The 19,476-nt window shown below is 39.0% G+C and carries 11 protein-coding genes; 6 read left to right on the forward strand and 5 right to left on the reverse strand.

Annotated elements, in window-relative coordinates; translation table 11 throughout:
• Positions 1-229: 229 nt before the first annotated feature.
• Positions 230-3,853, reverse strand: a complete 3,624-nt coding sequence (locus ABYT26_RS10465) for a fibronectin type III domain-containing protein (protein ID WP_372753597.1) — start codon at positions 3,851-3,853, stop codon at positions 230-232.
• A 379-nt stretch (positions 3,854-4,232) separates the two neighbouring features.
• Here ABYT26_RS10465 and ABYT26_RS10470 point away from each other — a divergent pair, with 379 nt between their 5' ends.
• Together ABYT26_RS10470 and ABYT26_RS10475 are read left to right on the forward strand one after the other, a co-directional pair.
• Positions 4,233-7,496 carry a UvrD-helicase domain-containing protein gene (locus ABYT26_RS10470; protein WP_372753599.1) on the forward strand — a complete coding sequence of 1,088 codons (3,264 nt, stop codon included), beginning with the start codon at positions 4,233-4,235 and terminating at the stop codon, positions 7,494-7,496.
• Positions 7,497-7,533: 37 nt separating this feature from the next.
• Positions 7,534-8,313 carry a toxin-antitoxin system YwqK family antitoxin gene (locus ABYT26_RS10475; protein WP_372753601.1) on the forward strand — a complete coding sequence of 260 codons (780 nt, stop codon included), beginning with the start codon at positions 7,534-7,536 and terminating at the stop codon, positions 8,311-8,313.
• A 72-nt stretch (positions 8,314-8,385) separates the two neighbouring features.
• Here the strand turns inward: ABYT26_RS10475 and ABYT26_RS10480 are convergent, their stop codons facing one another.
• Positions 8,386-8,955, reverse strand: a complete 570-nt coding sequence (locus tag ABYT26_RS10480) for a DUF2284 domain-containing protein (protein WP_372753603.1) — start codon at positions 8,953-8,955, stop codon at positions 8,386-8,388.
• 153 nt (positions 8,956-9,108) lie between these two features.
• Between ABYT26_RS10480 and ABYT26_RS10485 the strand changes: the two genes are divergently transcribed.
• Genes ABYT26_RS10485 through ABYT26_RS10495 form a run of 3 tightly spaced genes read left to right on the forward strand, consistent with a single transcriptional unit; the run spans position 9,109 to position 14,592 of the window.
• Positions 9,109-10,890: an SLC13 family permease gene (locus ABYT26_RS10485; RefSeq protein ID WP_372753605.1), complete on the forward strand. Its 1,782-nt coding sequence runs from the start codon at positions 9,109-9,111 to the stop codon at positions 10,888-10,890.
• Positions 10,891-10,932: 42 nt separating this feature from the next.
• Entirely contained in the window at positions 10,933-11,745 is an 813-nt protein-coding gene (gene cysQ, locus ABYT26_RS10490) for a 3'(2'),5'-bisphosphate nucleotidase CysQ (RefSeq protein WP_372753607.1), read from the forward strand.
• Between the two features lie 33 nt (positions 11,746-11,778).
• On the forward strand, positions 11,779-14,592 hold the full coding sequence (locus ABYT26_RS10495) for an alpha/beta hydrolase family protein (RefSeq protein WP_372753609.1): 2,814 nt from the start codon (positions 11,779-11,781) through the stop codon (positions 14,590-14,592).
• Positions 14,593-14,797: 205 nt separating this feature from the next.
• Here the strand turns inward: ABYT26_RS10495 and ABYT26_RS10500 are convergent, their stop codons facing one another.
• The 3 genes from ABYT26_RS10500 to ABYT26_RS10510 are packed head-to-tail and all read right to left on the reverse strand — an operon-like array spanning position 14,798 to position 18,075.
• Positions 14,798-16,231 (reverse strand): nucleoside recognition domain-containing protein, encoded by a 1,434-nt coding sequence (locus ABYT26_RS10500; protein ID WP_372753611.1) that lies wholly within the window; start codon positions 16,229-16,231, stop codon positions 14,798-14,800.
• 10 nt (positions 16,232-16,241) lie between these two features.
• On the reverse strand, positions 16,242-17,033 hold the full coding sequence (locus ABYT26_RS10505) for a FeoB small GTPase domain-containing protein (protein ID WP_372753613.1): 792 nt from the start codon (positions 17,031-17,033) through the stop codon (positions 16,242-16,244).
• 4 nt (positions 17,034-17,037) lie between these two features.
• Positions 17,038-18,075, reverse strand: a complete 1,038-nt coding sequence (locus ABYT26_RS10510) for an iron dependent repressor, metal binding and dimerization domain protein (protein ID WP_372753615.1) — start codon at positions 18,073-18,075, stop codon at positions 17,038-17,040.
• A gap of 621 nt (positions 18,076-18,696) precedes the next feature.
• Here ABYT26_RS10510 and ABYT26_RS10515 point away from each other — a divergent pair.
• Positions 18,697-19,158: an Lrp/AsnC family transcriptional regulator gene (locus ABYT26_RS10515; RefSeq protein WP_372753617.1), complete on the forward strand. Its 462-nt coding sequence runs from the start codon at positions 18,697-18,699 to the stop codon at positions 19,156-19,158.
• Positions 19,159-19,476 lie beyond the last annotated feature (318 nt).

Raw genomic sequence — 19,476 nt, forward strand, 5'->3', positions numbered from 1 at the left:
GTCTTTTCAATCGTAAGATCGTTTTATTTATAAAATAGAAGCGGAAAAATCGCAGTGATTTTTCCGCTTTTTTTGTCTGTAAACAATGCCTGTTTCTTCTTTTTATTTCTGCTTTGTTGATTGCTTTTGTTACGTATCAATCATTGCCTTTTTCACTGGCAGGTGGATTTTACGAAAGAAAGGGACAAGCCGTGAAGGCGTCCCTAACTATTTACTTTTGAAGTTTCACTTATAATTTAATCAACTTTTTCGTGATGATTTCGTCACCATCTTCAATGGAGATAAAATAGATGCCAGCTGGCAAATGAGAAACATTAATTTCATTTTCTTCCTCTTCAAGAGTTAGGTAGTCGACTGTTTTTCCTGTCATGGAACTAATTCTCACATACGATTTAATGTTGCCCTGAATGTAAAAAGTAACAAAGTCTTTGGCCGGATTAGGATATAACTTCAACTCTTCGATTGGAGGTGTTTGACTGAGCTCTACTCCCAAAGCTGAGTTTTTACTTGCCAATAAAGAAGCTGTATTACTTATGTTTACGGTGTAATCTTCTACTTCTCCTAGGCTGAATATTTCACAGCCCGATTTTACGGCTCTTCTGTGTTTTAGCATTACCCTCATTCTGGTTTGCCCAATTGTTGCACTTGTAGGAATGGTGATGTTGGACGTGTAAATTCCTGAGTTGGCAGAATATCCAGAAACAACAATTTCACTGCTGGCAAATTCTCCATCTCTATTAAAATCGATGTAGATTCTCCAGTTGGTGGTGTAGGTTCTCGATTGGTAGGCCATGGAGAAGTTAAGATTGTAATTTTCTCCAGGCTGTACGCTGGCAATCTGGCTTGTGTAATCGCCATAACCACCATCATCCCCCGAAGTGTTGCTCATATCTGATAGCTCAACCAGGTCGATGTACTCGTAGCGTGTTGATCTTCCGTAGGAATCGCAGTAATCAGGTGTGCTTGCTTCGGCTAAGGTAGTTAGCGATTGAATGGAAGTATAAGCACTGGAACCACTGCTATTTCGAGCTAAAACCTGATATTCGTAGGTGGTTTCGGCTGTTGCAAAGGTATACTCGAAACTGGTTGCACTGCTGGTGTAAAGTTCCCAGTTGCCACCCAATTCTCTGATTTCAATATCATAGCTTTCCGCGAATTCCATGCCATCCCAGCTTAAATTAAAGGAACTTGTGGTGATATTGGAGGCCATTAAAGAGGTAGGTGTTTCGGGTACAGGAATGGCTTCGGTGGTCAGACTTCCGATACTGGAATAGTCTCCGGAACCAATTTCGTTATTGGATCGTACTCTGAATTCGTAGCTAGTAGAAGCGAATGCATTGCTATAGTCGTAGCTGATTAAACCCGTGGAAATTGTAGACCAGTCTCCTCCTTCTTCCCGAATGTCAAGATCATAATCATCTGCTTCTGCCACTACATCCCAGCTAATGGTAAAGGAGTTGTAGGTAATGTTGGAAGCAATTATATTGCTGGGAGCTTCGGGTGTTGTGGGAGCCTCTAATGTAGTTGCGCTCACAATCCCGGAGTAATCGCTGGAACCAATGCTATTATTGGCTCTTACCTGAAATTCGTAGGTGGTTTCGGCAATTAAATCAGAGTAATCGTAAGTTGTGGTACTCAAATTAATGAGTGTCCAACTTCCTCCTACTGGTCGCACATTCAGGTCGTAATCTTCGGCATCAGTCACGGCATCCCAGCTAATGCTTAGGGAGTTGTAGGTGATGTTTGATGCTTGCAGATTACTTGGAACTGCCGGAGCTGTAGGAGCAGCCAATGTTGTAGCGCTTACAATCTCGGAGTAATCGCTGGAACCGATGCTATTATTGGCTCTTACCTGAAATTCGTAGGTGGTTTCGGCATTCAATCCTGTGTAATCGTAAGTTGTCGTCGAAATTGTGTTAATAAAGGTCCAGTCTCCGCCTTGGGGTCTCACACTTAGATCATAGTTATCGGCATCAGTCACGGCATCCCAACTAATGGTAAAGGAGTTGTAGGTGACATTTGAAGCCATTAAATTGTTCGGTGTATCGGGTGCTGTGGGCGCTGCTTCGGTAAGTACGGAAGCAATTGCTGAGTAGCTGCTCGATCCGGCTTCGTTGTTGGCCCTTACCTGAAATTCGTAGGTAGTTGCTGCACTTGCCCCGGAATAATCATAGCTAATTTCGCTGGTGTTTATGCTTTCCCAATCGCCATCTTGTTCGCGAATTTGAAGGTCGTAGCTTGTTGCTGTACTCACTGCATTCCACTCGATGGTAAAACTGCTTTGGGTTACATTACTTGCTGTTAATCCCGATGGTACTGAAGGTAGGTTATCATCGGTAAGTGCGGCATAGGCATTTAATCTTCCACTGCCCAGTTTTCCTTCGTAACGAGAGTTGTTCAAATCATCAATAGGATCAGCATTGGTGGTTAGTTTCGTCCACAATTCGGTAGGGGTAATGTTGCCGGCATATTTAGAGACCACCAAAGCGGCTACTCCTGAAACATGAGGACAGGCCATGGAAGTTCCCTGAAATACACCATAGGTATCATCGGGGAATGTACTTAGAACTGCGGTAGGATCGTAATTGGTTGTTTCCAGTTCGCCACCTGGAGCTGAAATATCCACCCAGGTTCCGTAATTGGAGTAGTAGGACAAAACATCGTTTTTATTAGTAGCTGCTACGGCAAGAACGCTGCTGTAGTAGGCAGGGTAATATCTGCTTTGAGAGCTGTCGTTTCCGGCGGCAAAAATAACGATACCACCATCCATAACTGCATTTTCACCTCCTGCATTGGCAATAAAATAGTCAATACCATCTAAAACGGCCTGATCGTATTGGTAAGGAAAGGAATAACTCCAACTATTTTGGGAAATTACGGCTCCATTGTCGGCTGCATAAGTAAAGGCTTCAGCAAAGCCACCGCTGGAGGCACTAAATACGTTGCATGACATTAATTTAACGCCATCGTTGTTGCCACTCCCCCCTGCGATACCACTCACGCCAATTCCATTGTTGGAAACGGCAGCAACTGTTCCGGCAACATGGGTTCCGTGGTCACCAACGTAAATTGCACCGGTATCGTCGGCAAAGTTGTAGCCATAAATATCGTCGATGTATCCATTGTTGTCATCATCGATTCCGTTTCCGGCAATTTCGCCTGGATTCACCCACATGTTGGCAGCCAAATCAAGGTGGTCAAAATCGATACCTCCATCTTCAATGGCTACAATAACACTTGAATTTCCTGTTTCAACGGTCCAGGCATCGAGCAGGCTAATATCGGCTCCAGGGGTTCCTTCGTTTTGGCCCGTATTTTCGTAATGCCATTGATCCACAAAAAGAGGATCGTTGGTTCCACTGGGGAGGGCTGTTGTTACCGGACTGTTCTCTTCATATAAGCTTTTGGCTCCTGTAATTTGCTTGGTTGCATTAAGCCCTTCGGCAACAGAAACCTCAGAGATGTTCTGATAAGATTTTATTAGTTGAGAGACAGCAGTGGAGGAATTGAATTCCAATTCGTACCAAAGATGCAAACCAAATTCTTCATGCTTAGCCTCAAATTTTCCGGCATCACGAAATACGCGTCGCATTTTATGAGCCTTAAATTGTTGGTTTACTTTGTTCAGATTGGGCATGTTGGTTTGAACATATTCTTCTGTACTTTTGCTCGTTAATTTACTTCTGTCGATGAGCATTTGATGCAATTCTTTTACTTTTTCTTTTGATGAGGGAGTAAATTTAATTCGAATAATGCCTTTGTATTTTCCATCCGAGTCTACTTCTCTTTTTTGAGAAAAGGCCGATGGCATAATTAAAATACAACATAGTACAAGCGTAAAAAATCTTTTCATACTGAGTGGTTTAAAGTGAATATTATTGATAGTGAATGAAAAGTTAGGTAAAATAAAAGACGAAGTCAATAAAAGTTTGTTATGATGAATGAGGTCTGTTTTAAGTGCTTTTGCTTTTAATTATTAAGTTAGTTAGCATTGGTTTGTACACTATGGTTTGTTTTTTCTTATAAGCTTTGCTTTGTATTTTTAAATGGGGTGAATTTGTTAGCTTCTATTCCTTGTTTTATCTATCGATTAGGTTAACTAAAAATTATACAGATTGTTAGGTGTATTTGGATTGTTGGTAGGGATTGCTGCGAATTGATTATTTTATTTCAGGAATGATTCCTCAGCAGAATTATTATTACTATTTTCGGGTTAAATTATCGAATAAACAATGTCCGAATTATCCATATATCGAGCTTCAGCGGGGTCGGGAAAAACCTACACCTTAACCAAAGAGTACCTAAATTTGGTGTTTGAAGATCCATTAAATTACAAAAGCATACTTGCCGTAACTTTTACCAATAAGGCTACGGATGAAATGAAATCCCGAATCATCAAAGAGATTTATCTTCTTTCGAAATCGGCTCCTTCTAATTATGTCAGGGATTTGAAGGAGAAATATCATTTGAATGCTCAGGAAGTGGAGGAAAGGGCGCGGGAAATTTTAAATCGCTTGCTGCACGACTACTCTCGTTTTTCGGTGACGACCATCGACAGCTTTTTTCAGAAAGTAGTCCGTTCTTTTACTCGGGAAATTGGTCTGCAAATGGGCTATAATATTGAATTGGATCAGCGAAGAGTATTAAACGAAGTGGCCGACTTGCTATTTTCGGATGTAGATGCAGACCCTCAGTTGCGTACCTGGCTCACCGATTTTGCAGAATCGAAAATCAGAGAAGGGAAAAACTGGAATTTTAAGCAAGAAATTCTGGAGGTAGGGAATGAGGTGTTTAAAGAAGATTTTAAGAACTTTTCGGATCAACTCATTCATAAGCTTTCAGATAAAAAATTCCTGGCTTCCTACCGCAGAACCTTGAAAGAAATAAAGGATGAATTTGAGGCTTTTTTCAGCCATATTGGAGACGATTCCAGAAGGATTATCTCACAACATGCTTTGGATGTTAGTGAGTTTTCCTACGGAAAATCAGGAGTTGCTGGCTATTTGGCAGGATTGGGAAAAGAAGGGAAACTAGAGCCTGGGATTAGAGCCCGATCGGCAGTGGATCATCCTGATAAATGGACCACTGGGAAAGCCAGTTCGACAACAAAACAAGCGGTAACAGAGGCTTTTGGTGCAGGATTGAATGATTTGCTTAAAAAAGCCATCAATCAGTACGATGAGCAGTCGATGTTGTACAAATCTACCGATAAAACACTAAGCTACATTTATACCCTAGGCATACTCACCGATTTGTCGAAGAAGGTGAATGAGTATTCAGAGAGCGAAAATATCTTTCTTCTTTCGGAAGCGAGCCGTTTTCTGAGAAGTATTATTGGTGAGAATGACACGCCTTTTATTTATGAGAAAATTGGGAATGTGTACAAGCATTTCATGATTGATGAGTTTCAGGATACTTCGTCTATGCAATGGGAGAGTTTTCGTCCTTTGGTGAGCAATTCATTAGCCGAAGACAAGCATTCCCTGGTGGTGGGAGATGTGAAACAATCCATTTACAGATGGCGGAATGGCGATTGGAAAATTTTGTCGGAACAATTGGATCAGGACTTTGAAGGTTTTGGGGTTCATGGCATGACATTGAATTACAATTGGCGAAGTTCTAAAAATGTAATAGATTTTAACAATGCAGTTTTTGCCTTGGGGTCGCAGATTTTACAGAACGATTTTAATGCGTCTATTCCTGCCGAAATTGCCGATGCTTTGCAGGATGAACAGCAGAAAATAGCTGGAGCTTACCAGGATGTGTACCAACATTTTCCGGAAGGAAAGGATCGATTTCCTGGATATGTGAATGCTAAATTTATAGAAAAAGACAGCGATTCAGACTGGATTGAGAAGGTATTGGAGGATTTACCGCTACGAATTGAGCACTTTCAGGAAATGGGCTATCAGGCCAGAGACATTTCTATTCTGGTTCGCAACGGGAAAGAGGGTGGACAGGTTGCTGATGCTTTAATGGCTTATCGCGCAAGCGAAATGGCCAAAGAGGGTATTAACTACGATGTGATTTCCAACGATTCGCTTTATTTGAAGAATTCTTCGGTGGTGAATTTTTTGGTTCATCTGCTGAACTTTTTTGTGCATCCCGATGATCAGATTAATTTGGGCTTTCTGAAGCAGGAATATCAGGTTTACCTAAAAGCTTGTGCCTTGGATGATAGCGATGCTTTGTACCACATTTCTAAAAATGAGAATGCTTTCGATGAGCTTTTTCCTCAGGAATTTACGGCAAATGTATCTGAATTAAAGCGACAGGCTTTGTATGATTTGGTTGAAAAACTGATTCAGATCTTTGCACTTAATCGTCGAGCCCAGGATTTTCCTTTTTTAGAGGCTTTTCAGGATCTGGTTCTGGGCTTTACAAAGACTGATGCTCCTGATTTAAATTCTTTCGTAAATTACTGGGAAGAACGCAAAAATAAAGAGGTAATCTCTCTTTCCGATCAACAGGATGCCATTCGAATTATGACCATTCACAAGTCGAAAGGGCTGGAGTTTAAAGTGGTGATTTTACCATTTTGCAATTGGGATTTGGACAATGCCAGGCATACCAATATATTATGGTGTCAGCCAAAGTTGGAAGGTTTTAATTTGCTGGATGTATTGCCAGTGCGTTACGGCAGTGGGCTGAAGGAAACCATTTACTATGAGGAATATTTTAGCGAGAAATTGCATTCCTATATCGATAATCTGAATCTTTTGTACGTTGCCTTAACAAGAGCCGAGGAAGTGTTTATTAGTTATTCGCCGCTTTCGCCTAAAAGAGATTTGAAAAATGTGGCCGATTTACTGCTCATGGCATTTGAAAATTCAGATAATTATTCATCGGATTTTAATGGAAATAAAATTGTTTCCTTGCATGAGTATTGGCAGAAAGAGGAACTTTGTTTTGAACTGGGAGAGCTCAAAATGAGAGCTTCGGAAGGAGAACCACAGGTAAAAGAGAAGCGAAATGAGTATCCGGCTTTTTTGCTTGACGATCGATTGAAATTACGCTCGCATTCTGCTGATTATTTTGATTTCTCGGAGGCAGAATCCGTAGAGACTTTCTCGCCTGTGAGTCGTGGAAATATTTTGCATCAGCTGTTTCAGGTAATTGAATATGGTGATGATGTTGACAAAGCAGTAAGCCTCTTGCAATTTGAAGGCAAGTTGGATAAAATTCAGGCAGAGGAAGTCACCCTCTTTGCCAAAGAATTGCTGAGTGATGACCGGGTTGCTGAGTGGTTTTCGAAAGATTGGACTGTAGTGAATGAACGGGATATTCTTCTTGGAAATGGGAAAGTTCAACGTCCCGACCGAGTGATTTACAAAGGAAAAGAAGCTGTGGTGATTGATTTTAAATTTGGAAAGAAAAAGCGTAAAGAATATAACAAACAGATAGCTGGCTATAAAAAGCTGGTACAAGAGCTTGGTTTTGATAAAGTAAGAGCTTTTGTTCTGTACGGAAAGTTATCTGAAATAGAAGAAGTGTAAAAATGACTAACTTTTGTGTTCATAAAAAACAATATCAATGAAAAATAGTTTAATTCTAATTAGTGTTTTGTTTGTGTTTTCCTCCTGCGATTTCTTCCATAAAAAAGCAAAGGAAGAAGTGGCTGGCAAAGAAGATAAAGTAGTAAACACCTCCAATTCCAAAGGAAAAAATGGAACTGAAAAATATTATTTTGGAACCGGTGAATTAAAATCCATTGTTCATTATAAGGACAATAAAAAGGTGGGCATAAGTGAAACCTTTTATCAGTCGGGCGAAAAACAATACGATATTCCCTATGTTGATGGCATGAAACAAGGTGCTGTAAAGTGGTACTATAAAGATGGTAAAGTATATCGGGAAACCACTTATTTTAAAGGGAAAAAGGATGGGATACAGAAAAAATTTTGGGAGAATGGCCACTTAAAATCAGAACTTTACTATGAAAAAGATATGTTGAGTAGAGACTTAAAAGAGTATACCAAATCCGGAAAAGAAAAAACGGTTCCCAGCATAAAAGTGGAAAAAATAGATCTTTTAAAAAGCAGCGAGGAGTATGTTCTTCGGTTTAGATTGAGTAATGGTCGGAAGAACGTACAGTTTTATCAGGGCAATTTAATTGAGGGGAAATTTTTTCCATCTAAAGGAACAAAGGGCTTTGTTGTGCTCAAAACTGTTGGTGGTGTTGGCGAATTAAGGGTGAGAGTGCCAAAAGGTTTTAATGTTAATAAAAAAATTCCAATTGTAGCCGTGGAAAAAACAGCTTATCAGAATGATAGGTTGCTTAGTACTGTAGTTCCTCTTGTTATTCAAAATTAAAAAATGTTTGAACGCAGGCTTGTAAATTTCTGTGAACGCTTACTGTTTTCTGGAAATTTGAATTTGTCGGTTTTATTTTTGGAGTAATGCACCTACACTGCTCACAAAGTCAGGAATTTGATTCGGCTTGGCCCATTGTAATTCATGCTGAAATAGATCGGTCATGATTTGGCTGACATGAAAACCAAAAGCAACTAAATTGTAGCGTTTCTTTTCGGGAAGATGACACTCTTTCCTGGAAACAAGCTTGCAGGTTTTGCATATTTCACAACTATTGGCGCCAATCAGTTTGCCGTCGGAAGGTTCTCTTTTACGGAGGTAAGTTTGCAGTTCTTCTTTGATAAAGTCGTAAGCTTCCTGGGCCTTATCTTCTGCTTGTGTAAACTGATGAGGAGAAGTGTAAAATAGGTAGATAGTGGCTTTTGAATAATTTTGGGCATAAGTCTCGAAGGAAGGACAGTGAGGAGGACAGGTCCATTTTTTTGCGTAATTGGGGCAGCCATTTTTACAGTAGTCCTTAAATTTATCGGCTTGTAAATAGGGCATGAGTTCTTCTTTTTTTAGCTCAATTTGCTTGTAATGAATTTCTATTTTGTGATTGTTATGTTCTTTTTGGAAATAGCTGCTTTTGAAATTATTCATGTTCAATTCATTTTGGAAGGCTTAAAATTAATTGTTTTTAGTTTATAAAATAAAGCTGTCTATTAATTTCTAATTGCAAACATAGAAAAAGGAGTTTTCTGCTGATAGTATTTTTGTATCTTCGTACTTTGAATTCAATCCAAAAATTTACTTATGCTCTCATTTGATGCGATCATTGTATTAATCGTGTTGGTTTTTATTCTCATATCCTTTTATAAAGAATGGGTTGGCCCCGCTTTTACCTTCCTGATAGGAGTTGTAGTTCTGGGGATTTGTGGAATATTAACTCCTTCCGAAATCTTAGCCGGATTTGCTAATGATCAGGTATTTGTGATTCTGATGTTGCTGCTTATTGGCGACATTATTCGCGATTTGGGGATTGTTGAAACTCTTTTTGATAAGGTCTTTCAAAAAGCAACTTCCTATCGGCAATTTATGGCTCGCATGATATTTTTGGTAGGTGGTTTTTCAGCTTTTTTAAACAATACACCTTTGGTTGCTGTTATGATGCCTTACGTGCATAACTGGAGCAAACGACACAATATATCCCCATCAAAACTATTAATTCCTTTGTCTTATGCAGCCATTTTAGGAGGATGTATTACCCTTATTGGTACTTCAACCAACTTGATTGTTAACGGTATGGTTATCGATCAGCAAATAATTCCGGCTCTCGATTCTTTGGATATGTTTAGTTTCGCATACGTTGGAATTCCCATGATGTTTATTGGATCTGCTTACCTATTGCTGGTGAGTAAAAAGTTTTTGCCCGCAAAAGAAGATGTTTTGGGTGAATTCTCCGAAAACACTCGAAAATACATTGTGGAAGCTCACGTAAAGTCCAATTCAGATTTAATTGGAAAATCCATTGAAGATGCCGATTTAAGAAATTTGAAGGGTTTATATCTATTCCAGATTAACCGTGGAGACACAAGAATTGCCGCGGTTTCGCCTGATTACCGATTGGCCGAGGGAGATCGTTTGTTGTTTGCCGGAGATACCGAAACCATTGCCGATTTAGTGCTTCCAAACTCAGGATTAACACTGCCTACCGTTGGAATGTTGACTCATAAAAAACACATCGAGGTGGTAGAAATTGTTATTTCGCACAATTCAACATTGATTTCGAAAACGGTGAAAGAGGCCAATTTTCGTGGGCATTTTGATGCTGCGGTGATTGGAATTCACCGAAATGGGGGGCGAGTAAGTGGTAAAATTGGAGAGGTGAAACTTCGTGCGGGCGATGTGCTGCTCCTTTTAGGTGGAGACGATTTTGTGGATCGGGCTTCCATGGTTCAGGATTTTTATTTCATCTCGAAAGTGAAAGAATTTAGAAAGCAGGAAGGTTATAAAATATGGTTACTATTGGGAGGAACGGTATTGGCTGTTATCCTTTCCGCTTTTAAAATTGTGCCTTTGTTTATGACCTTGATTGTGATGATCATTGTTATTTTGGCTATGAAAGTGTCTAATCCTAAAGATATAGCTGCGCGGGTGGATTTTAATTTGGCTTTGATTATTTCTCTGGCATTGGCATTTGGAACTGCCATGATCAAATCTGGTTTAGCTGGTATTATTGCTGATATTTTAATTTCAGTTTTTATTCCTTTGGGACGAGTGGGCGTTTTGTTTGGCATATATTTAATTACTTCGGTGCTTGCAGCCTATATCACCAATAAAGCCGCTGTGGCTATTGTATTTCCAATATCGCTGACAATAGCTTTAAATCTTCACTTAAATCCTGAGCCTTTTGTGCTAGTGGTTGCTTTTGCTGCCGCAGCAAACTTTATGACTCCTATTGGATATCAAACCAACTTAATGGTTTACGGTCCTGGAGGCTATACCTTTAAAGATTTTTTCAAAATAGGATTTCCATTGACCATTATTTACATGCTGGTTACTGTGTTAATTCTATCACTTATTTATTTTTACTAATGCTTATTTTTCCATCCCTAGGGATTGTTATTTGATACACACATGAATTTTACGAAACGAAAAGAATTGCTTTTTACTGCTATTATGGCATCGCTAAAGGCAGGTAAAGAAATTTTAGATGTTTATAATACCGATGATTTTGAAATCCAGATCAAGTCTGACGATAGTCCTTTAACTCTTGCTGACCAGCGAGCCCATCAGTCAATAGTGGCTGTTTTAGATAAGTTAGATGTGCCTGTTTTGAGTGAAGAGGGTGAGAAGTTGACTTACGAAGAACGTAACAAATGGGAATACTGCTGGATTGTAGATCCTTTGGATGGAACCAAGGAATTTATCAAAAGGAATGATGAGTTTACAGTTAACATAGCTTTGGTAGAAAATGGAAAAGCCATCATGGGAATTATTTATGTTCCTGTGTACAAGCAATTGTATTTTTCCGACAAGGAATTGGGTGCATTTCGAATGGATGATATCGAGGACTGGACTGGGGATTTTAATCAATTGTTGGCAGAATCGAAAAGCTTGCCTCTTGCTCAAAACAGAACAAGCATTCGTGTAGTAGCTTCACGTTCGCACATGAATGAGGAAACCAGAGATTTTGTTGCCAAGATAAAAAAAGAGCATGATGAGGTGGAACTGATATCAAAAGGAAGTTCTCTTAAATTGTGTATGATTGCCGAAGGTGAGGCGGAAGTATATCCACGATATGCGCCTACTATGGAGTGGGATATTGCTGCTGGTCATGCAATTGTTTCGGCTGCAGGAGGAAGGGTTTTGCATTTGAACTCTGAGGAAGAAATTTCCTACAATAAAGAAGACCTTCTGAATCCCTGGTTCATTTGTAAGCGATCATAAATAAGTACTTGATAACCAAATAATATTAATGGTATGAAAGAATCAATACTAGCCATATTTTTTTGTCTGTTTTTAGGCAGTTTACAGGCACAAACAAACAAGTTTCCATTGAATCATTCCGATTACGATGCATGGAAGAACCTCAAAAATCAGCAAATTTCCGATGATGGAGAATGGATTTCTTATGAAGTGAATCCACAAAAAGGGGATGGCTTTTTGTATTTGTATGAGGTGAGTACTGGGAAGTTGGATTCTGTTTCGCGTGGCTATAAGGCAGTTTTTTCGCCAGGAAGCGAAGTAGTAAGTTTTTCAATTAAGGCGCAGTACGACACCATTCGCAAGGCTAAACTAAACAAGGTAAAAGAGAAAGATTTGCCTAAAGATTCTTTAGGGATTTGGTCGGTAAAAGAGAATTTAATTCGTAAGTTTTCGGATGTGAAATCATTTAAAATTCCTAAGGAAGAAGGAACTTGGATGGCTTTTTTGCGTGAGATGCCAATGGAAAAACAAGATAGTTTGGCAAATGATAGTTTGCCGATAGTTGATGCGAAAGAAAAAACAAAGGATAAGGATAAGGAGAAAGACAAGAAGGGAGAGTTGGTGATTTTAAATTTTCAGAATGAAAAGGAGTTTCGCTATCAGGATGTATCGGATTATTCGCTATCTGAAAATGGCAATGCTGTAGCTTTTGTTCAGTTAGAAGGCGACAGTGTAAAAAGTTCGAAAGTAAATTGGTTCAGGGGTAAAAATGAAGAGGTTAGCACTGTTTTTAAACAGGTTGGAGAGGCAAAAAAAACAGTTTTGTCAATCAGTGGAGATCAACTTTCTTTTTTGTTCTCGGTTGATACAGTCAAAAATAAAACTTTTGCCCTCTACTATCAGAATGAAAAATGGCTCCAGCCAAAGGTTTTGGTAGATACGCTAAGTAAAGAAATTCAAGCCGATTGGACAGTAAGTGAAAACGGAGATATTTACTTTTCGAAGAATGGGGAGAGTCTGTTTTTTGGCGTGGCTCCCAAACCTGTAAATGAGGCAAAAGATAGTTTGTTGGAGGATGAAAAATATCATTTAGATGTGTGGAGCTGGAAAGATCCTTTGCTGCAACCGCAGCAAAAGGTGAAGGCTGAAAAAGAAAAAAAGAGGAGTTACTTATCGGTTTACAATATTTCGGATAATAGCTTGCTGCAGTTAGCTAGTGAAGATATGCCTGAGATAGAATTGTATGATCATGGGAATTCAAAATTGGCACTAGGTTCTTCAATGCTCCCTTATGAGCAATTGCAATCGTGGGACGATTGGTACACCGATTATTATGTAGTGGATACCAAATCGGGAAAGAGAGATTTGATTTTGAAAAAGAGAAATTCGAAAGTGAGCATCTCTCCAGCACAAAAATATGTATTGTGGTACGAAACACAGGATAGTACTTGGTACACCTATCAGATGGCGAGCGGTAAAAAATTGGCTATAAGTAAAAAGCTGAGGACTAAATTTTACAATGAAATTCACGATACTCCCAGCGATCCAAATCCATACGGAATTGTTGGTTGGACAAAAGGAGATGAGTCGGTGATCGTAAAAGATCGATATGATTTCTGGAAGCTTGATCCAGCTGGACTGAAAGGAGCTGAAAACATCACCAATAGTTTCGGAAGACGAAATAAGTTGCGATTCGATTATGTGAAATTAGATGAGGATGAGTTATTTGTGGATTTGAAAAAACCATTGCTACTAAGTGCTTTTGGAGAGTTTACAAAGAAAGCAGGTTTTTTTGCCCTCGAAGAAGATGAACAAGTAAAGGAATTGGTACTGGATAATGTTCGCTATTCCGATCCTGTAAAAGCGAAAAAGGCGAATCGCTTGATGTGGACGAGATCTACTTTTAAGGAGTATCCTAATTTATGGACTAGTTCGATGCGAATGGCAGAGCAGAAACAAGTATCCGATGCAAATCCTCAGCAGAAAAATTATTTGTGGGGAGATGTTGAATTGGTAAAATGGACCTCGGGAGATGGCGAAGAATTGCAGGGGTTGCTTTACAAACCAGAGAATTTTGATCCCAATAAGAAGTATCCAATGTTGGTTTACTTTTACGAAAGAAGCTCCGATAATCTGTATCGTCATTATGTGCCTCAGCCCAATTGGTCGATTATTAATCCGACTTATTGCGTGAGCAACAATTACCTGGTTTTTATGCCAGATATCACCTATCCTAAAGTGGGCTATCCGGGAGAATCGGCCTACAGTTCTGTGGTAACAGGTACATTGAGCCTTGCGGATCGTTACTCTTTTATTGATAAGGAAAATATGGCCTTGCAGGGACAAAGTTGGGGTGGTTATCAAATTGCTTATTTGGTAACGCGAACCAATTTATTTAAATGTGCCATGGCTGGAGCTCCGGTGTCGAATATGACTTCGGCTTATGGTGGTATTCGCTGGGGATCGGGTATGAGTAGGATGTTTCAGTACGAGCATACGCAAAGTCGTATTGGTGGAACTCTTTGGAACAGTACTTTGCAGTACATTGAAAATTCACCTGTGTTTTTCGCCCCAAAAATTGAAACTCCTTTGCTAATGATGCACAACGATAAGGATGGTGCAGTGCCCTGGTATCAGGGAATTGAGTTGTTTGTGGCGATGCGCCGTTTGCAGAAACCGTGCTGGCTATTGTCCTATAACGATGAGGATCATAACTTGAAAAAACGTCCCAACCGTATGGATTTATCCATTCGAACCATGCAGTTTTTCGACTACTATTTAAAAGGAAAAGCTGCTCCTGAATGGATGATTGATGGGATTCCTGCGGTGAAAAAAGGAATTACTGATGCGTACGACTTAAAGGAGTAAAATATTTAATGAACAAAAAAAATGCATTCTGTATCAGAATGCATTTTTTTGTAGGTAACTGTTACTATACAGTTTAACTGAAATAGCATTGGGGAATAAAGTGGAACAAAATGCTGCACTTTTTACAGGAGTGCACTGCAAAAGTATATTACATGATAAAAGCAGTGAAAGTCTGATATATTCTTACTTTTTATCTGTTGGAAATTTAATGAAATAGGTACCAGATTTGAGTGGTAAAAAAGGTCACTATAAATCCTAAAGCAATGGGTAAGAAAGTAGATACCAATGTCCATTTGGTGCTTTTAGTTTCTTTGTAAATGGTCATTATGGTTGTAGAACATGGGTTGTGCAGTAGGCTAAATAGCATCAAGTTAATTGCTGTGAGCAGAGTCCATCCACCTGCATTTAGAATATTGGCTGTATCGGCAACCGAATCCAATTCGAACATCACACCAGTTCCAGCTCCTACACCTGCAATTTTAGTGCTTAAAACAGTGAGCATTAGTATGGTTGGTATTACAATCTCATTTGCTGGTATTGCTATGATATACGCCAATAGAATGACTCCATTTAAACCGAAGACCAATGCAAAAGGATTGGACCATTGAATAAAATACTCGGCCAAACTTAAATCACCAATATGAATATTTGCTACCAGCCAAATGACTACACCTGCCGGAACTGCAAAGAAAAGGGCACGCCAGAGAACAATTAGTGTTCTGTCGATTAAGGAAGTGTATAAGGTTTGCCAGATATGTGGAGGACGATAGGGAGGCAGTTCCAAACTAAAGGATGAAGCTTCCCCTTTTAAGACTGTTTTACTTAAACCCCAGGAGACTAGTAAACTAAATACGATACCCAGTACGGCTACAGAGACGACAGCACCGGCTGAAACAAGGCCAGCCATTTGTGCAGGAACCAAGCTGCCAATAAAGATTGAAGCAATAAGAATTTGAGTTGGCCAACGTCCATTGCACAATGAAAAATTATTTGTGATGATGGCAATTAATCTCTCCCTTGGACTGTCGATTACTCTTGCAGCAACAACTCCAGCGGCATTACAGCCAAATCCCATGCTCATGGTGAGTGCTTGTTTGCCGTGAGCACCAGCTTTGCGGAACAAATTATCCATATTAAAGGCTACTCGTGGCAGATATCCTAAGTCTTCGAGTAAGGTAAAAATAGGGAAGAAGATGGCCATGGGAGGCAACATCACCGCAATGACCCAAGCCATAGATAAGTAGGCGCCATCAATGAGTACACCATCGAGCCACCAAGGCATGTTTATGGATGCGGCCAAACCTTTTAGCAAAGGATGGCAAGTGTCAATTAATAGTTCTGCCAATAAACCGGAAGGATAATTGGCTCCGGCCACGGTTAACCAGAAAACCATAGCAAGCAAAAGAAACATCAGCGGAAAGCCGAGCCATTTACTGGTTACAATTTTATCTACTTTTAAGTCGAAACTGTAGGCCTCTTGTTCTCCTAATTGTTTGACTGTTTTTTTAGCGATTCGGGAAGCATCTTCATAGATGGATTCAATGATTGAATCGTGAAAGTCGGTACCTAATTCCCATCGAGCCGAATTGACAGCGGCTATGATTTCTTCGCCTTTCGAATGTGTTGATTTTTTTTCCATTTTGTACTCCCTAATTTTGAATGTCTAAATCTTCCTCGTGTAAATTTCCAATTTCTCCAGAACGAACAGCTTCGATGATGCTATTATCGCCTTCGAGCATGCGAATGGCCACCCAATTTACATTGGGAAGTTCAGGATATATTTCCAGAATTTTTGCAGATAGACTTTCAATGGCTTGATTGAGTTTTTTAGAGCGACTCTTTATTTTTGGAGGTTTGCAAATGTATTTGCCACTCGCCACTTCTTCGATAGCCTGCAATAGTTCGTCCATTCCTTGTTTACTACGCGCCGAAGCAGGAATCACAGGAACGCCTAATTCTTTGGAGAGTGTTCGGATATCAATTTCGAGATTGTTTCGTTTGGCTTCATCCATTAAATTAACGCATAAAACAGCTCTATCGGTTAATTCAAGAATCTGCAATACCAAATTAAGGTTGCGTTCCAAACGGGTTGCATCCACAACAATAACGGTAACGTCGGGCCGTCCGAAAAGAATAAAGTCGCGAGCTACTTCTTCGTCGGTACTTGTGGATAGTAAGGAGTAGGTGCCGGGAAGGTCTACAACTTTATAATTTTTTTCGTTGTAAGTGAATCCACCTTCGGCTCTAGAAACTGTTTTCCCTGGCCAGTTGCCAGTGTGTTGACGTAGTCCGGTAAGATTATTAAAAACGGTACTTTTCCCTGTGTTGGGGTTTCCAGCCATGGTAATTACATAATCGATATTCTCCAGATTTAAGCCTAATTTTACTAGGTTTGCCTTGTTGTGGGCCGGACAATTGGCACAATTATTTGTAGGGTTCATGTTTTTAATTTTTGCGATTGATGAATACCTGTTCGGCATGTTGCTTTCTAATTCCAATGGTTGTTCCCATTACTCTGTATCCAACCGGATCGCCCGAAGCACTTCTCATTACAGCGGTAATAGAACTTCCTGGAATAATCCCAAAGTCCATTAATCGTCTGCGTTGTTGTCCTCTGCAATTAGGCGAAATACCAATTACTTCGGCGTATTCTCCAATTTTTAAAGAGGATAGCAATTCGTGTTTTTGGCTTTGAATTGCTTCGTTTTCTATTTTCTCAATTGTAATGTATCCGGCAAAAAGAGGCGTTAGATGGCATTCTTCTCCATCGGCAGAAAAAGTAATTTTCTTATCGTTAACATCGCTTACATATACTTGCATGCCTGGATATAAACCCAATACCATTAATTGTTCGTAAATGCTTTTGGGTTCATCTTCTAAATGAGTAATGCGTCCCATTTCTCCTTTTTTCATGGAACTTAAATTGATTCCATTGGCTTTGGGTAAAAACCCTTCCGGAGTAGGAATAGGGTCGCCATGTGGATCGAATACGGGATTCCCCATTTTTTCAGCTATTTTTTCAGCTTCTTCCTCACTAACCAGGTGCTCTATACGACAAGCTTCCGTATGCCAATCGGCGGGAGCAATGCTTGTTTCGTCGGCCATATAGCGTTCTAAAATTCGGTGAGTTCGCACAATTCTCAATGCGTACGAACGTCCTTCATTGGTTAATGAAACAGTTTGATTGTTTAGAACTACTAATTCTAAGGAGGTTAGACGATCGATCAATTGTCCTGCTGCATCCATAGCAATATTCAAACGACCAGCAATACCGTTCACATCGCAATTGTTTTTGTTGTATTCACAGTCAAAAATAAATTTTAAAGCATCTTCTAGTAATGCTCTTTTATTATTACTACTGAATTTTGTTAGCAAAGCCAGTCCACCTTTTTGAGGCCAAAATAACCAGATGCATGCGACGATAAAAATCAGTCCCATGAACAGTGTAGTTACTGCGTGTATTTGTAGAATAGTTAATATCATTGTATTTTAATTGATTATAAAATATGCTTATGTAACAAGAAAGTGGGTACAATCTCTTTAGTTACTTCATGAGAAGCTCAAAAGTATAAGGCTTTTTTTTAAATAGAGAATTAAAAAAGGATTATTTATCATTTGATGATTTTTAAATTCAAATGAAATAGCTACAAAAAGATTCGGGTAGAAGTAAGATGGTACCTCAGGAGAATTTGAATTATTTTTTATTATAAATTTTTCAAAACATAACTTCACGAAGTTTCTAAAACAAAAATCTGAGTCACTTAAAAAATAGATAGTAAGGAGTTTTTTTAATGTAAGGCGAGGTGCTTTCTAAAAAACAATAGGATTCTATTGGCACTCAAAAAGAAACACCTCTTATTCCGAATGGATAAGAGGTGCTCGAATTAGTGTTTGTTGGTGTGTAATGTTATTTGTAATTCTCTTGCGAGATTAATAATATGCGTTTTATTCTCCGTATTAATTACTTGCAAAGTAAGAGTTTTTCCGTATTACTTCATATTATATTTTAATAATTAAGTAATTTTATCTTTAAATTAACGTTATTTTAGTGATTTTTGCTTATAATATTTCGGCATACTTATTAAAAAAGTAATTTTTTCTGATATGGAAGATATAGACCAAACAGACAGAACGATACTGAGGATTCTTCAGAGAGATTCGAAGAAAACAGCAAAGGAGATTGCTGCCATGTTAAACTTGACTACTTCGCCAGTCTATGAAAGAATCAGGCGACTTGAAAAGCAGGGATTCATCAAAAAATACGTGGCCATCCTTGATAAAAAAAGACTTGGGCAATCTGTAACAGCCATTTGTCAGGTTTCCATGCGATATCACAATGAAGCTTTTATCGATGAATTTGTGGCACAGATTCAAGAATTACAGGAGGTGCAAGAGTGTTATCATGTAGCCGGACAGGTTGATTTTATTCTTAAAATTCATGTTCGGGATCTGGAAGAATATCACGATTTTGTGCGTTTCAAATTATCCAAAATAAAAAATATTGGTGTGTTAAATAGTACTTTCGTGATCAAAGAGATTAAGCATTCTTCTGAATATTTTATTTAATAGGGCAAGTATTTCGTCATTAAAAATAATGGCAGTTAAGCTAAGTTTATAGATAAAAAACCTGACCCTGGTGATCGGCTTTTACAATTACAATTTGTAGATACTATTTTTCTGTTTGCTTCTCGCAGCATTCTTTAGAAGAATTTCCGGTACAAACAGGCTTTGGTTGTAGTATCAATAAATGAGGTTCAAAAAGAGTAACAATTTTTTTGAACGCATCATTTTAAATTTTGGTTTTCATCTTTGTTATATGCATCTAGAACGACAAGCATTCCATGAGGATATTTGGCCACGGAAAGTAAGTTATTAGTTGGGTAT

It is taken from the genome of Labilibaculum sp., assembly GCF_041595635.1.
Lineage (GTDB): Bacteria > Bacteroidota > Bacteroidia > Bacteroidales > Marinifilaceae > Labilibaculum.

Bases quoted from the DNA above. Each gene is read 5' to 3' on its own strand.
- ABYT26_RS10465 (WP_372753597.1), bottom strand. From the start codon at position 3,853: ATGAAAAGATTTTTTACGCTTGTACTATGTTGTATTTTAATTATGCCA.
- ABYT26_RS10470 (WP_372753599.1), top strand. From the start codon at position 4,233: ATGTCCGAATTATCCATATATCGAGCTTCAGCGGGGTCGGGAAAAACC.
- ABYT26_RS10475 (WP_372753601.1), top strand. From the start codon at position 7,534: ATGAAAAATAGTTTAATTCTAATTAGTGTTTTGTTTGTGTTTTCCTCC.
- ABYT26_RS10480 (WP_372753603.1), bottom strand. From the start codon at position 8,955: ATGAATAATTTCAAAAGCAGCTATTTCCAAAAAGAACATAACAATCAC.
- ABYT26_RS10485 (WP_372753605.1), top strand. From the start codon at position 9,109: ATGCTCTCATTTGATGCGATCATTGTATTAATCGTGTTGGTTTTTATT.
- cysQ (WP_372753607.1), top strand. From the start codon at position 10,933: ATGAATTTTACGAAACGAAAAGAATTGCTTTTTACTGCTATTATGGCA.
- ABYT26_RS10495 (WP_372753609.1), top strand. From the start codon at position 11,779: ATGAAAGAATCAATACTAGCCATATTTTTTTGTCTGTTTTTAGGCAGT.
- ABYT26_RS10500 (WP_372753611.1), bottom strand. From the start codon at position 16,231: ATGGAAAAAAAATCAACACATTCGAAAGGCGAAGAAATCATAGCCGCT.
- ABYT26_RS10505 (WP_372753613.1), bottom strand. From the start codon at position 17,033: ATGAACCCTACAAATAATTGTGCCAATTGTCCGGCCCACAACAAGGCA.
- ABYT26_RS10510 (WP_372753615.1), bottom strand. From the start codon at position 18,075: ATGATATTAACTATTCTACAAATACACGCAGTAACTACACTGTTCATG.
- ABYT26_RS10515 (WP_372753617.1), top strand. From the start codon at position 18,697: ATGGAAGATATAGACCAAACAGACAGAACGATACTGAGGATTCTTCAG.